10 protein-coding genes are annotated in these 14,970 nt (G+C 55.9%); 3 read left to right on the top strand and 7 right to left on the bottom strand.

All coding sequences use genetic code 11. The features are described 5' to 3' along the window. The first annotated feature begins 32 nt into the window (after nucleotides 1-32). The 3 genes from JUE30_RS01365 to JUE30_RS01355 all read left to right on the top strand — a co-directional run bounded on the left by JUE30_RS01365 (nucleotide 33) and on the right by JUE30_RS01355 (nucleotide 2,649). Nucleotides 33-1,130 (top strand): S66 peptidase family protein, encoded by a 1,098-nt coding sequence (locus JUE30_RS01365; protein ID WP_203623291.1) that lies wholly within the window; start codon nucleotides 33-35, stop codon nucleotides 1,128-1,130. Nucleotides 1,131-1,222: 92 nt separating this feature from the next. After that, nucleotides 1,223-1,903, top strand: a complete 681-nt coding sequence (locus JUE30_RS01360) for a L,D-transpeptidase (protein WP_203623290.1) — start codon at nucleotides 1,223-1,225, stop codon at nucleotides 1,901-1,903. 125 nt (nucleotides 1,904-2,028) lie between these two features. After that, entirely contained in the window at nucleotides 2,029-2,649 is a 621-nt protein-coding gene (locus tag JUE30_RS01355; RefSeq protein ID WP_203623289.1) for a L,D-transpeptidase, read from the top strand. Between the two features lie 1,040 nt (nucleotides 2,650-3,689). Here JUE30_RS01355 and JUE30_RS01350 read toward each other — a convergent pair. From JUE30_RS01350 to parE, 7 genes are all read right to left on the bottom strand, one after another. Beyond that, nucleotides 3,690-4,775 (bottom strand): M42 family metallopeptidase, encoded by a 1,086-nt coding sequence (locus JUE30_RS01350; protein ID WP_203623288.1) that lies wholly within the window; start codon nucleotides 4,773-4,775, stop codon nucleotides 3,690-3,692. Nucleotides 4,776-4,828: 53 nt separating this feature from the next. Further along, nucleotides 4,829-5,761, bottom strand: a complete 933-nt coding sequence (locus tag JUE30_RS01345) for a manganese-dependent inorganic pyrophosphatase (RefSeq protein ID WP_203623287.1) — start codon at nucleotides 5,759-5,761, stop codon at nucleotides 4,829-4,831. A 38-nt stretch (nucleotides 5,762-5,799) separates the two neighbouring features. After that, the gene (locus JUE30_RS01340; protein WP_125754472.1) at nucleotides 5,800-6,765 is read right to left on the bottom strand and encodes a LysR family transcriptional regulator; all 966 of its coding nucleotides are present in this window, start codon (nucleotides 6,763-6,765) and stop codon (nucleotides 5,800-5,802) included. Between the two features lie 149 nt (nucleotides 6,766-6,914). Then, a complete protein-coding gene (gene pflA / locus JUE30_RS01335) occupies nucleotides 6,915-7,748 on the bottom strand; it encodes a pyruvate formate-lyase-activating protein (RefSeq protein ID WP_125754471.1) in 834 nt (277 codons plus the stop codon). 167 nt (nucleotides 7,749-7,915) lie between these two features. Continuing rightward, a complete protein-coding gene (gene pflB / locus JUE30_RS01330; protein ID WP_203623286.1) occupies nucleotides 7,916-10,177 on the bottom strand; it encodes a formate C-acetyltransferase in 2,262 nt (753 codons plus the stop codon). Between the two features lie 292 nt (nucleotides 10,178-10,469). Beyond that, complete coding sequence (parC, locus tag JUE30_RS01325) at nucleotides 10,470-12,920, bottom strand: DNA topoisomerase IV subunit A (RefSeq protein ID WP_203623285.1); 2,451 nt, start codon at nucleotides 12,918-12,920, stop codon at nucleotides 10,470-10,472. Next, complete coding sequence (gene parE, locus JUE30_RS01320) at nucleotides 12,920-14,932, bottom strand: DNA topoisomerase IV subunit B (protein WP_203623284.1); 2,013 nt, start codon at nucleotides 14,930-14,932, stop codon at nucleotides 12,920-12,922. Before parE ends, parC begins: the two co-directional genes overlap by 1 nt. Nucleotides 14,933-14,970: the final 38 nt, after the last annotated feature.

Raw genomic sequence — 14,970 nt, 5'->3', positions numbered from 1 at the left:
CGCCGAGACAAGAAGAGAGAAGGAGGACTGTCATGCCATTTACAACCAATTCCGCTGGCCGACTCAAGCCGCCGCCACTGCGCCGCGGCGATCAGGTCGCGATTGTCAGCTTGTCCAGCGGAATTCTGGGGGAGCCCGCCACAGCCCATCAGCTCGCCCTCGGCAAACGGCGCCTGCGCGAGCTGGGACTGGTCCCGGTCGTGATGCCGCACGCCTTAGATGGGCTTGCCGCACTGGCGGCGCACCCTGAACACCGCGCCGCCGACTTGAAAGCCGCCTTTGCTGACCCAGAGATTACTGGCATCATCGCCGCAATCGGTGGGGAAGACACCTTCAGGCTGGCGCCTTATTTGATGGCAGACCCCGCCTTTGCTCAAGCCGTTCGCCTGCAGCCTAAATTATTCACCGGCTTTTCTGACACGACGATCGATCACCTGATGCTGTATCGCCTGGGTCTGCAGAGCTTCTACGGACCCAATTTGTTGAATGACCTGGCGGAGCTCGACACGGCAATGCTGCCGTACACGCAAGCGACATTTGCGCATTATTTGACCAATCCGGCCACCACAGCCATCACAGCTAGTCCGGTGTGGTACGAAGAGCGCGAAGACTTTTCGCCCGCCGCTGTGGGTACTGCCCGCGTCAGCCACCGCGAGACGCACGGCTTTGAAATCCTGCGGGGCGAGGGGCAGGTGAGGGGGCCGCTGCTGGGCGGCTGCCTAGAAAGTTTAGATGACTTGCTGGTCAACCACCTGCCCAATGAGCGGGCCTTTAGCGAACAATATGGGCTGATGCCGACACCTGAGGAGTGGCACGGCAAACTCCTGTTCATCGAAACCAGCGAGGAGCGGCCGGCGCCTGCCAACTATCGCCTGATGCTGCAGCACCTGAAGACTTACGGGATTTTTGACCAGGTGGTTGGGATCATTGCGGGCAAGCCGCAAAATGAGCGCTACTACGCTGAGTACAAGCAGATTCTGCTCGAGGAAACTGAACCAGAACAGCTGCCAGTGCTGTTTAATGCCAACTTTGGGCACGCTTATCCGCGCGCGGCGCTGCCGTACGGCGGCATGGCTTGCTTAGATTGCACCCAGAAAGCCTTCACCATCACCGAGCCATTTTTCAGTTAAAGGGCGGTCTGGCGGCGTTTTCACAATAGTACCAGTGCAATTGTATGGTACAATAAGTAACCGAAAAGAGTGTTTCGTTGAGGAGGACGCGTATGCGGCAGGTTCATTTTCACCGGTTAAAGAAGCGCTACCGGCCCTGGGTCTGGGGTCTGGTCGTGATTGTGGTGGTGGCGCTGATCGGCGTCAGGGCGGCTGAGCACCTTCAAGCGTCGGCTTCGACCACGCGCCAGAACCAGACAAGCAAGGTCACTAAGACCAAGCCTGCCAAAAAATTCGCGGCAAAGTCTGTTGACAAGCACAAGGCGAAGCCAAAGACGGCGGCACCATCCGTGATGCGCAAGCCAATTGACTGGCATCAGCCATCTGAGACCGTCGCATACCCAACTATCACCAGCGCTGAAAAAGTGGCGATGCGGGTCAACTTGAAAAAACAGCGGGTCTACATCCTGATCAATGGCAAAGTTGCTTACACCATGTATGCGTCTAGTGGCATCAATAATCTGACGCCGAAGGGGCACTTCCAAATCGGGACTCGCGGCGATCACTTCTACACGCCATCGGAAAAAATGGGCGCCAATTACTGGACCGCATTTTCCGGCACAGGCTACCTGTTTCACTCGGTGCCGGTCGACGTCAACGGCAATTATCTGCCAAAAGAGGCCGCTAAGTTGGGCAAAGAGCCTGGTTCTCATGGCTGCGTACGGTTGAGTATTCCTGACGCCAAGTGGGTCAATGAAAATATTCCCACCGGCACGCCAGTCGACATCAGCTGAGCATTCGTCACCAACAAAATTGGGGCACATTCTGGAAGAGGGTTATCGGGGTAATGCGTTTACGTCAACCACAATCGAATCCATCAAGGGCTTCCCGAAGACTTGTTTCGTCAAGAGTTAAGCGGTTGGCCTTACTAGCCGTCGCCTTGATCGTTGTTGCCTTGGGCGTTGCCTTGGTGACGCGGCAGCAGGTGCAGGCGGTGCATCACGACCGCGTTGCTCAAAGCAAGTCAAAGCAGCGTTCGCATGCGGTCCGGCCGCACAAGGTGACTAAACCAAAGCGGGCCGCCGTGATGCGCACGCCGATCGACTGGCACCTGCCATCGGAAACGGCTGCATACCCAGACCTCACACATGTTCAGAAGCTTTCAATGGAAGTTCGCCTCGACAAACAGCGGGTCTACATTCGCGGCAATGGCAAACTACTTTACACGATGTACGCGTCAACTGGCATTGATGGCCGCACCCCAGAAGGCCATTTCAGCATTGGGCAACGCGGACTGCACTTCTTCAATTCCAGTCCGGCGGTGCGGCTCGGGGCTAACTACTGGACGTCGATTTACCAAAATCGGATTCTTTTTCACACAGTGCCGTTTGACGCTCAAGGCCATTACGACATCAAAGAGGCCAGTGACTTGGGTAAGCGCGCCGGGTCACACGGCTGCGTGCAGCTGAGCATTCCAGACGCCAAATGGATCTATGACAAAATTCCTGAAGGTACGCCGGTCACGATTGACCATCACTAAAAAAGTCTTTCTGCAACACGCCAGCGTCTTAGAGCACTTGGCGGTTGCAGAAGGACTTTTTTTGAACCTGTAACAGGATTTGATTTCAACCAAAGCCTGGTCAATGATCAGCTGGCAGCAAGTCGACGGCGCCTGGTTTAGTCGATTCTCAGATTGCCGATTGCATCACCAAAGGCACAGTCAATCATTTAACTGAGCGGTAAATGGACAGTGGGGTGTACGACATTTAGGGGTGAATTTAGCCCTGTTGTTTTTTGATATATTCTAGTCCATATATTCTAGTTCACATAATATATATTATACGAAGTAGTGCTTAAGAGCCGAAGGGACTGGCTTAGTCAATTCACGTCAGCTGCAGCTTCTATACCATCGACTGCCGGTCAACTCTAAGTTAGTTTTTGTGCGACTGCAGTTTCATCAGTCTCTTCGTCTGTTTCAACTTGCTGTGCGTCATCGCGGCTCAGAATCGTCCGCAGCAAATCATCAACCGACAGTCTTCAATAAATCTCTGCGTACAAGATCTCAATCTGCCATCACACTTGTTCAAGTCACACTCACGCGTCGGTCTTAATCTGCGCCTTGCATGTGGCTTGCTGACATCGTGATTCTGAGGAATTAGACCATCAACTATGCGTCTACTAAGCTGAACTCGCATCAGATTCACAACTGATAATTCAGCTGTTCCGATGCGGCCAGAGTCTGCTGACGGTGACCCATAGAATCTGCGATTTACGTCAAAGGAACCATCAACTAGGCTCAAAATCAGTCTCGACACGCTGAAGGCTCGTTTTACTGAGCCGCGGTGATCGTAATCAGCCTGAGTCAACCGGCTGGTGCAACGCAGGACAATAGAGGCTGCATGGGCGAATTTGCTGCGGGCTGCAACAAACTGGTACGACATTTCGCCGTATCCATAACCATGTATAACAATTATCAAGGCTAGAAAATAATCGCCTATGCAAAAGTTAGACATGTCTAAACTTATTCAACAACAAAAAATCGGCAGCCAGGTCAAATGCCCAGCTGCCGCGGTTTTTCAATTAATCGACAGAATTAAACGACGCGATGGTTTCCTTATCCAACCGGCGCAGAATCTCGGTGCCCAGCTTGCTGGAAACCTGGAAATCGCTCAAGGCGGTGAAGGTATACGCGGTGTGTTCATAGCGGACTGGAATGCCGACCACGATGGTTGGGACGCCTTTCCAGTAACCAATCGCTGCCCCGTTCTGTCCCCCACCCGTCCGCACGGCCCGGGTGTATGGGAGGTGCAGCTCGTCGGCCAAATCAGCCGCGAACTGCTGGAAGTTCGGATTCGCGATGTAGGTCGTATCCAGATCCCGCAGCATCGGGCCTGCCTTGACGCGAGTCTGCGAGAGCCAGTCAGGCTCGAAGGTGTCATCAGCCGGCACCCCTTCGTAAACAATGGCGATGTCAGGGTCGACCTTGCGCGCAGTGACGTAAGCACCACGCAAGCCAACCTCTTCCTGCGTAGACAGTCCGGCGATGACATCCACGTTGAGGTCGTCGTCCTTGAGGTTGTCAAACGTATCGATCAAGGCTGCGGCGCCGATACGGTCATCAAACGCCTTGCCGAAGAACATGCCGTGTTTGGCATCGTATTCGCACTTCACGTCAGGAAAAATCGGGCAGCCGGTGTCGATGGCGTAATCCTCAAGAGTTTCCTCGCGCGAGGTGCTGCCGACGTCGATTGACATGCCGGCAATGGTTGGCACGGCGTTGCGTTCTGCGGCCGTCATGAAGTGTGGCGGCTTGGTCGCCACCACACCTGGAACGTACTCGCCGCGCTTGTTGCGCACGACCACGCGCATCGCCGGGACATTGGTCGGCACCCAGCCGCCAAGCGTGACGAACTTGATCAGACCGCTGGGGCGAATGGCCTGGACCATGAAGCCGACTTCATCGGCATGGGCATCCATTTGCACCACGGGCCGATCGCCGGTGTTTTGCTTGCGGGCGGCCAGCGCGTTGAACATGCCATCGATTGTGACGTCCGCGTACGGCTTCATCTGGTCGCGATACAGCCGCACCACGTCTTGTTCAAAGCCTGGCACGCCATACGCGTCTGAGAATTGTTTGATCAGATCGATCTGAGTTTGCTCTTCCATTGCTTTTCCTCCTACCAAAAAAGGCTCCGGCAGCCGCCTGAGCCTCAATCAACTTACGCCTCAAACGCCTTTTGCAGCGGTGGGACGACTTGCTTCTTGCGGGAAACCACGCCAGGCAGCGCGATGCGGTGGTCCGCATCGAACTTCTGGTTAAAGGCCGCTTCCAGCTTGTTGGCATTCTTGCCGTAGAAGAAGCCGGTGGTATCGGAGTCCAGGATATTGGTGGCCAAAAGCAGGAAGGAATCGTAGCCGTTCTTTTCGGCTTCGCTCTTCATGGTGGCTTCAATGGCCGCCTGACGCTCGTAAACCTCGTTCAGGTCAACGACATTGACCTGGCCGATGCGCACCGAGGTGCCGCCCATATCGAAGCTCTTGGCGTCGCCTTCAACGATATCCAGATCGGACTTGGCCGCCAGGTTGGTGCCTGCCTTCAGCATGGCGAGGCCGTATTCCTGCAGGTCAAAGCCGCCGATTTTTGCCAGTTCTGGCAGGACCTTGCGCTCAACGTCAGTAGTGGTCGGGCTCTTCAGCAGCAGCGTGTCTGAAATCATCCCGCTCGCCATCAAGCCGGCCAGCTGGGGGCTGATCTTGAAGCCTTTTTCCTGGAACATTTCGTAGATGACCGAGTTGCAGCTGCCAATCGGCTCTGCGCGGTAGAACAGCGGTGCGGCCGTTTCGAAGTTGGCGATTCGATGGTGATCCACAACGGCGGCAATCGTGACGTCCTTGATGTCGGACACACTCTGCTGGAACTCGTTGTGGTCGACCAGCATGACCGTGTCGGTCTCGTTAGCGGCAGTCTTGATCACGCGCGGGGTGGCCTTCTTGAAGGTTTTGAGCGCAAAAGCCGTTTCGGCGTTCACTTCGCCCAAAGCGACCGCCTCAACATCAGTATTGCCGAGCTGCTTTTGGTATTCCGCGAAACTCATCGCGGAGGTTACGGCGTCGGTATCTGGATTCTGATGACCAAAAATCAATGTTGTCATGGTGTGACTCCCTTTTTCAGTATTGCGCTTTACGCGTACTAGTCCAGTTTAACACGGTTCTCAGCGACCCGCGACAGGTAATCCTTCTTGTCCAGGTACGCATCGAAGCTGTTCAGAAACTGCTCGACCCGCGGAATGGTGTCCTTGCCCTTGCGGAAAATGAACGCCAGCTCGAACGACACTGCCGGCTCAAACGAAACCGCGTACGCATCGATTTCATCCTGATGAGCTTGGTAGAACGACGTCGGCAGCGCCGTGTTCACGCCAGTGAGATTGAGAAACTGCATCAGCTGAAACGGTGTGGTGAACTGCGCCACGATGTGCGGGTAGTCGACCATTTGGTTCTTGTAGGCCTCGTGCAGGAAATACGACAGGAAATAGGAATCCGGGTACGTCACCCACGGCTGGCTCAGGGTGTCGCGGAAGTGCACACGCTTGCGCTTGGCCAGCTTCTCGTTGTGGTGCAAAAACAGCAGCTGTTCGTCAACGATTTTACGGCTTTCGTACGGCTTCCAGTTCTTGATCGTGTCATCCGGCAGGTACATGATTGCCAGGTCGATCTGGTTGTTTTCAAGCTGCTCCCAAATCTCGTGGCGGGTCATGTTCAGAAACACAATCTGCACATCGGGGTTTTGCTTGTAGTATTCCGCGGAAAAACCGATGAAGGCCGAAGACTCCACGGAGGCCAGCATGCCGATCTTGATCACGCCGGAGTTGGCGTTGCTGGCCTGCTGGATCTCATCGGTCGCCTGGTTCAGCGTCTCGTAAATCGAATGCGTGGCGTCGAGCATCGTGCGCCCAGCATCGGACAGATGCAGCTTCTTCCCCACCGAGTAGAAGAGCGGGGCCCCCACGGTCCGCTCTAGTTTCTTAATTTGCTGCGTCAGCGCCGGCTGCGTGATGCCCAGCAGCTGAGCGGCCTGCGTGTAATTCATGGTGTCCGCCAATTGCAAAAAATACGACAGTGTCTTTGACGAAAAAATGCTCTCCTGCTTTGTCTTCATGTGCTACTCCTTCGTTCGGGTCTCCGCCCAGTTCACGACCACAACCATTGCCAGCATAACGAAATAAATCGCTTACCTAATAATAAGGTACAAAAAAAGAAAGAGCAACCAAAAGCTCTTCCTTCTTATCATAACAATTATCTGAATGTCTAGTTTGCCGGCTTCCAGGTCTTCCAGCCGGTGTAATCGGCCGTGTGCAGCAGCTGCTCCGCGTTTTTGACCCGGTCGGCTGTTGGCGGCTCGATGCCTTCAAGCGGATAGGTAATGCCTAATTCGTGGTACTTTTTGACCCCCAGCGTGTGGTAAGGCAGCACCTCAACTTTTTGAACATTATTTAGAGTTTTGATGTAGTCCCCCAGCTGCTTGAGATACACGTCGTAGTCGGTGCGCTCAGGCACCAGCACGTGGCGGATCCACATGTCGCAGCCGTTCGCCGACATCCACTGGATCATATCGAGGATGTTCTCGTTCCCGATGCCGGTGAGTTTCTTGTGCTCAGCCGAGTTGATATGCTTGATGTCGACCAGTGAAATGTCGGTGACCTTCATGAGCTCCTTGAACTTCGAGAACCACGGCTCGTCGCGGGTAAACGGACCGCCTGAGGTATCCAGGCAGGTCGAGATGCCGCGTGCCTTGGCCTTGGTGAACAGGTCGAGCAAAAAGTCGATCTGCACCAGGGACTCGCCGCCGGAGCATGTCAAGCCGCCGGTCTCACCCCAAAACGCGCGGTAGCGTTCGGCGTTATCCAGCAGCTCATCCGCGGTCATTTCGGTGCCGACACCGATGTTCCAGGTGTCAGGGTTGTGGCAGTACTGGCAGCGCATCCGGCAGCCCTGCAGGAAGGCCACGAAACGGATACCGGGACCGTCAACTGAGCCGAAACTTTCCAGCGAGTGCACATACCCTTTGACTGGCCCCTCATCCTCAACGCCAATGGAGTCCAGCACGTTCAGTGGTGTTTTGGTATTATCGATCAATTTCATCAAAATGCCTCCTGTCAGTTTCAGCATACGCGGTCTTGCCCACAAGCGGCAAGCATTTTTGCCGCCTCTGGGCAAAACGGGAGTCCCGTTTACGAGGCTCCCGCTTAGTCGAATTGTTTGAATTGCACACGGCTCGGCAGCGGAACGCACCGAGTATGAAAGTGGTCTTACATTTCCTCGAAGAAGGTCCGGGCAATGACGTCGTCCTGTTGCTCCTTGGTCAGATCTGCGAAGTAGACGCAGTAACCGGAGACGCGGACCGTCAAAGTTGGGTATTCTTCTGGGTGCTTCTGGGCATCGATCAAGGTCTCCTTGTTGAAGACGTTGATGTTCAGGTGCATCCCGTTGTTCTCCATGTAACCGTCGATCATGTGAACCAGCGTGTCCTTGCGGGTTTCATCATCGTGGCCCAAGGTGTTCGGGGTGACGCCGAACGTGTTGGAGATCCCGTCTGTTGCGTAGTGATATGGGATCTTCGCGGTGGACATCAGGGAAGCCAGCGCGCCGTTCTTTTCAGCGCCATAAGCTGGGTTTGCACCAGGTGAGAATGGTTCGCCCTTCTGGCGGCCGTTAGGCGTGGTCCCAGTGTTCTTGCCGTAAACCACGTTGGACGTAATGGTCAGAACAGAAGTTGAGAGCTTAGCACCGTGGTACAGGTGGTGCGTGTTCATCTTGTTGTAGAAGTACTTGATCAGCCACTTGGCAATGTCGTCAGCGCGGTCATCGTTGTTCCCATAGCGTGGGTAGTCGTCGTTTTCGGCCTTGAAGTCGATGGCAACGCCCTTTTCGTCGCGGATCGGGTGAACCTTGCCGTACTTGATCGCGGAAATGGAGTCAACCGCGTGCGAGAAGCCGGAAATCCCTGTCGCGAAGGTGTAGTCCAGGTGGGTGTCCTTCAATGCCAACTGAGCGGATTCGTAGTAGTACTTGTCGTGCATGTACTGAATCGCGTTCAAGGCGTTGACATAGACATCGGCCAGCCAGCCGGCCTGGACGTCGAACTTCTTCATGAATTCATCATAGTCGATGACGTCAGAGGTAATTGGCTCAGTCTCAGGACCAACTTGCGTCTCGCCGATTTCGTCCATCCCACCATTGATGGCGTAAAGGATGGCCTTCGCCAGGTTTGCCCGGGCGCCGAAGAACTGAACGCCGTCCTTGATTGGTTGTGCGGAAACACAGCAGGCGATACCGTAGTAGTCGGTGCCCCATTCGGTGCGCATCAGTGAGTCGTTTTCGTACTGAATGGTCGAACTGGAGATGGAGACTTCAGTCGCGTAGCGCTTGAAGCCTTCTGGCAGCTTCTCGTCCCACAGCAGCGTGATGTTTGGCTCTGGTGCCGCACCCATGTTGTCGAGGGTCTTCAGGAAGCGGAACGAGGTCTTGGTGATGTGGTGACGGCCGTCAAAGCCGACACCGCCCAAGCTGAGGGTCGCCCAGATTGGGTCGCCTGAGAACAGCGAGTTGTACTCTTCGGTCCGAATGAAGCGCACCATGCGGAGTTTCATGACCAAGTGGTCGATCAGCTCTTGGGCCTGGCTTTCGTCAAGCAAGCCGCGCTTCATGTCGCGTTCGATGAAGGCATCGATTGTGGTGTCGATGCGGCCAACTGACATGGCAGCCCCGTTTTGGGTCTTGACTGCGGCCAGGTAGCCGAAGTAGATCCACTGAACGGCTTCTTGGGCGGTCGTTGCCGGCTTGGAAATATCGAAGCCGTAGCTGGCTGCCATCTTCTTCATGTCGTTCAGGGCCCGATACTGGTCGGAAACCTGTTCGCGCAGGCGGATCACATCGTCGGTCATTTCGCCGTCGCCGATGTTGTCGAAGTCCGCCTTCTTGGCTGCCATCAACGCGTCAATCCCGTAAATCGCGATCCGTGGGAAGTCCGCCACGATGCGGCCACGTGCGTAGGCATCTGGCAAGCCGGTCACGATCTTGTAGTGGCGCGCCTTGCGCATGTCCGGTGTGTAAACATCGAACACGCCTTGGTTGTGGGTCTTGTGGTATTCAGTGAAAATCTTGTGCATTTCTGGATCTGGGGTGTACCCGTAGGACTTAAGCGCATCCTCGGCCATCCGGATCCCGCCGAAAGGCATGAACGCACGCTTGAATGGCTTGTCGGTCTGCAGACCAACGATCTTTTCCAGATCCTTGTTCAAGTAGCCCGGGCCGTGGCTGGTGACCGTTGCGACCACTTTGGTGTCCGCATCGAGCACGCCGCCAGCAGCACGTTCTTGCTTCTTCAGGTTCAGCACCTGATTGTTCAAGATCGTGGTTGCTTCAGTTGGGCCGGCAAGGAATGATTCATCGCCGTTGTATTGTGTCAGGTTGTGCTGAATGAAATCGCGAACGTTGATCTCATCCTGCCAGTCGCCGCCGTTAAAACCTTCCCAGTAGGTCTTGACGTCAGTTTTGTCTAACTGCTTCATCTGGATAGCCTCCTAATTGTTGAACTTTTACCACAGTTCTTACGTAATTAGTATAACACGTCACAAGACCCGTGCAAGCCTTTTCTTTCCCTTTGCACAGGCATTGATAGCCCTATCAGGATTGTGTCTTAAATGTAAATTACGATAACCATTTCACAAACTTTTTAGACTGAAATGCTGATTTACCGCGGTTTTATCTGGCCCCTGTCGCACGTATCTGTATTACAGTTTTTCACTCCGTGTATTGTAACAGATACAAAAAAAGAGACCTCATCGGTCCCTTTAGAAAAAATTAATTTTCTTCCGGCGTTGCTAACACCTGACTCAAATGGATAAAACTCGGCGTCCCCACACTGTCGGTGTCGAGAACAAATGAGCCATTCGAGTAGCGATCGCCATCCGGATACTCGCTGGCGGTCAGCTCGACCTGCTGGTCCTTGTCCGTGACGACGGTGATCAGCGTGTTGTCGTCGACCTTGCTCATCGCGACGACGCGGTGCGGGTCACGCTTGAGCTCACGCAGCACGAGCAGGCCGCGGCGGGCCCGGGCGCCGACGCCCATTTCCTTCAGCTTCATCTTCTTGAAGGCGCCGCGCTGCGTCAAGATGCCGACTTCGGTTTGCACCGGATCGTCGGCCAGAATAAAGTTGACGACCCAGTCGCCCGGCTTGAGCGCCATGCTCTTGACCCCAGTCGACCGCGCGCCGATCACGCTGACTTCCGAGAGCTCAAACTGCTGCGCGTAGGCTTGATTGGTCACGGCAAAGACGGTTTGCGTGGAATCAGCCGCGGCGAAGTAGGCGTTGGTGACATAAGCGTCCTTGCCCTTCAGCTTCATGCCCACCATCGGTCGGCTCTTGTAGTTGCGCTGCGGCTGCAGGTCCGCGAGTGCGGTCTGCTTGATGTAGCCGTCGGACGAGCCAAGGACAAAGTTCCCCTTGGCCTCCAGTGAATCGAACCCGAAGGCTGCGATCACGTGCTCGTCCGTACCGATACCGACCGCCTGGGACAAGTGCTCCCCGGCGTCCTTCCAGCGCGAATCTTCCAGTTCGTGGACCGGCCGGTAAATGACGTTGCCGGCACTCGTGAAGATGTAGAGGTGCTGCAAGGTCCCCATTTCTCGCTCAAAAATCGGGAAATCGTTGTCCTTGAGCCCGTTATCTTCGGCCGAAACCGCCTGGTACGAGCGCAGAGAGCTGCGCTTCATGTACCCGTCGCGGGAGACCAGGACCATCACACGCTCGTCGGTCACGGTGACGGCCGTGTCGACTTCCAGGGTTTCAATTTCCGCCTGAATCGTCGACTTGCGGTCCTTGCCGTAGGTTTTGGCAATGCTCGAAAGCTCTTGTTCAATGACCGCGTCGCGCGCCGCCGGGTGATCCAAAATGTCATGGTACTCGGCGATGCTTTTGGCCAGTTGCGCCGCTTCTTCTTCCAGCGCCGTGATGTCGGTGTTGGTCAAGCGATACAGCTGCAGGGACACGATGGCTTCGGCCTGTTCAACCGAAAAGTCGTACTGGGCGACCAGGTTGTTCTTGGCGTCGGCCTTGTTGGCGCTTTGGCGAATCGTGTGAATGACCTGGTCGAGGATCGAGATCATCTTGATCAGGCCTTGCACGATGTGCTGGCGGGCCTCGGCCTTTTTCAGGTCAAATTGGGTGCGCCGCGTGATGACCTCGCGCCGGTGCTTCAGGTAGGCCTCAAGCATCGGCTTCAGGCCCAGCTGCTTGGGCTTGAGGTCCGCGATGGCGACCATGTTGAAATTGTAATTGATCTGCAGGTCGGTGTTTTTGAACAGGTACGTCAAAATGCCTTCCGCGTTAGCGTCTTTTTTCAGCTCGATGACCACAGACAGGCCGAAGCGATCGGACTCGTCACGAATTTCGGCGATGCCGTCAACCTTCTTGGCCAGCCGCAGCTCGTCGATTTTCTTGATCAGCAGGGCCTTGTTGACTTCGTAAGGCAGCTCCGTGATCACGATTTCCTGCTTGCCGCCGCGCATGGTTTCCATGTGGGTGCGGGAGCGCACGACCACCTTGCCGCGGCCGGTTTCGTAAGCCTGCTTAATGCCAGCGAGCCCTTGGATGATGCCACCGGTCGGAAAATCGGGGCCCAAAACGAACTTCATCAGGTCATCCAGGCTGGCGTCCGGATGCTTCATCAGGTACAACAGCGCGTTAATGACCTCGCGCAGGTTGTGCGGCGGAATGTCGGTCGCGTACCCCGCGGAAATCCCCGTCGCACCGTTGACCAGCAGATTAGGAAAAGCGGCCGGCAGCACCGTCGGCTCTTCGGTGGTGTCATCGAAGTTCAGGACCATTTCCACGGTATCCTTGTCGATGTCCTTCAGCAGCTCGCCGGAGATTTTGGACAGCCGGGCTTCGGTATAGCGCATCGCGGCCGGCGGATCGCCGTCCATCGAGCCGTTGTTCCCGTGCATTTCAATCAGCGGCTCTTCCAGCTTCCAATCCTGGGACAAGCGCACCATCGCCTCGTAAATCGACGAGTCGCCATGGGGGTGAAAATTACCCATGACGTTCCCGACGGACTTGGCGGACTTGCGAAAGCCCTTATCAAACGTGTTGCCGTCCTGGTTCATCGCAAACAGGATGCGGCGCTGAACCGGCTTTAAGCCGTCGCGCACATCCGGTAGGGCGCGCTCTTGAATGATGTACTTGGAGTAGCGGCCGAACCGCTCCCCCATGACCTCTTCGAGCGTCATTTCTTGAATGTGATTTGCCATTACTTACCCTTCTTCGAAATCTGCTTTTTGATCTGCTCGACGCCGAATTGCATGTTGCTGTGGTCGGTGGTCTTCGTTTCCATGATCGAGCCTTCCTCGTCCATGTCGAAGTCGACGTTACGCTCGATCCACTCGCGCCGCGGCTCTACGCGGTCGCCCATCAGCGTGGTGACCCGGCGTTCGGCCAGGGCGCCATCATCGACCCGCACCCGGATCAGCGTCCGGGTTTCCGGATTCATGGTGGTTTCCCAAAGCTGGTCAGCGTTCATTTCGCCTAAGCCTTTGAACCGGGTCAAAACGTAGCCTTTGCCCATTTTCTGGGTTTCTTTTTCCAGTTCCTCATCGGTCCAGGCGTAGGCGATCTTGATGTTGGCGCCCTTCCCCTTTTGCAGCCGGTAAAGCGGCGGCAGGGCGATGTAGACCTTGCCAGCGTCCATCAGCGGCCGCATGTAACGGTAGAAAAAGGTGAGCAGCAGCGCTTGAATGTGGGCGCCGTCGGTATCAGCATCGGTCATGATGATGACCTTGTCGTAGTTGGCCTGCTTGACGTCAAACTCCGCCCCGACGCCGGCGCCGATGGTGTAGATCATCGTGTTGATTTCTTCGTTCTTGACGATGTCCTGAAGCTTGGCCTTTTGCGTGTTCAACACCTTGCCTCGCAGCGGCAGGATGGCCTGGAACTTGCGGTCGCGGCCCTGCTTGGCCGAGCCGCCCGCCGAATCCCCTTCGACCAGGTACAGCTCGTTTTTCGCGGCGTTTTTGCTTTGCGCTGGGGTCAGCTTGCCTGACAGCAGGCCTTGGTCCTTCTTCTTGCGCTTGCCGGTGCGGGAGTCATCGCGGGCCTTGCGTGCGGCCTCACGCGCTTCACGAGCACGCAGCGCTTTGCGGACCAGCTCCTGCGCGTCGTCGCCGCCTTCCATGAGCCAGAAGCTCATTTTCTCGTAAATCACCGAGTCGACGGCGGCGCGAGCCTGGGGCGTGCCCAGCTTACCCTTAGTCTGACCCTCAAACTGCAGGATCTCCTCGGGGATGCGCACGGACAGCACCGCGGCCAGGCCTTCGCGAACGTCGGAGCCTTCCAGGTTCTTATCCTTGTCCTTCAGCAGGTTGACCTTGCGCGCAAAATCGTTGAACGCCCGGGTCAGCGCCGAGCGCATGCCGACTTCATGCGTGCCGCCGTCGCCGGTGCGCACGTTATTGACGAAGCTAATCGTGTTTTCGGAGTAGCCGTCGTTGTACTGGCCGGCAAAGTCCACGATGATGCCGTCCTTGTCGCCTTCAAAATTGAAGACGGGGCTGACGGTGTCGCGGTCCTCGTTCAGGTACTTAACGAAGCTGACCAGGCCGTCGGGATAATGGTACGTTTCGGCGCGGCCGGTGCGCTCATCGGTCAGGGTGAAGACAATGTTCTTCATCAAAAAGGCCGATTCGCGCAGGCGCTCGGACAGCGTGTCGAAGTTGTAGGTCGTCGTTTGAAAAATCGTCGGGTCCGGCTTGAACGTGATGGTCGTTCCGTTGGGCTCGTTGACCTTGCCCAATTTCTGCAGGCCGCCATCGGGATGGCCGCCGTTGATGAAATGCTCCTCAAAGCCTTGCTTGTCGCGCACGACCCGCACGGTCAGCGACTCGCTCAGCGCATTGACGACGGAAGAGCCGACCCCGTGCAGGCCGCCAGATGTCTTGTAAGAGTTCTGGTCGAACTTCCCGCCGGCGTGCAGCACCGTCAAAATGACTTCGATGGTCGGCTTGCCAGACGCGTGCATCCCCGTCGGCATGCCGCGGCCATGGTCCTTGACGGTGATCGAGTTATCCTCGTGAATCGTCGTGGCGATGGTGTCCCCGTACCCAGCGAGGGCCTCATCGACTGAGTTGTCGACGATTTCGTAAACCAGATGGTGCAGCCCACGGGCATCAGTTGAGCCAATATACATCCCCGGCCGCTTCCGCACGGCTTCCAGGCCATGCAGCACCTGGATCGATGAATCGGTGTATGCTTCTCTTGCTTTTGCCATTAAATGCTCCTCTTTTCGTGCAACTTCAATTACAATAC

This window comes from Lacticaseibacillus sp. 866-1 (genome assembly GCF_016861825.1).
Lineage (GTDB): Bacteria > Bacillota > Bacilli > Lactobacillales > Lactobacillaceae > Lacticaseibacillus.
Note: the sequence above shows the minus strand (reverse complement) of the source record. Positions and strands in the feature narration are given on the sequence as shown.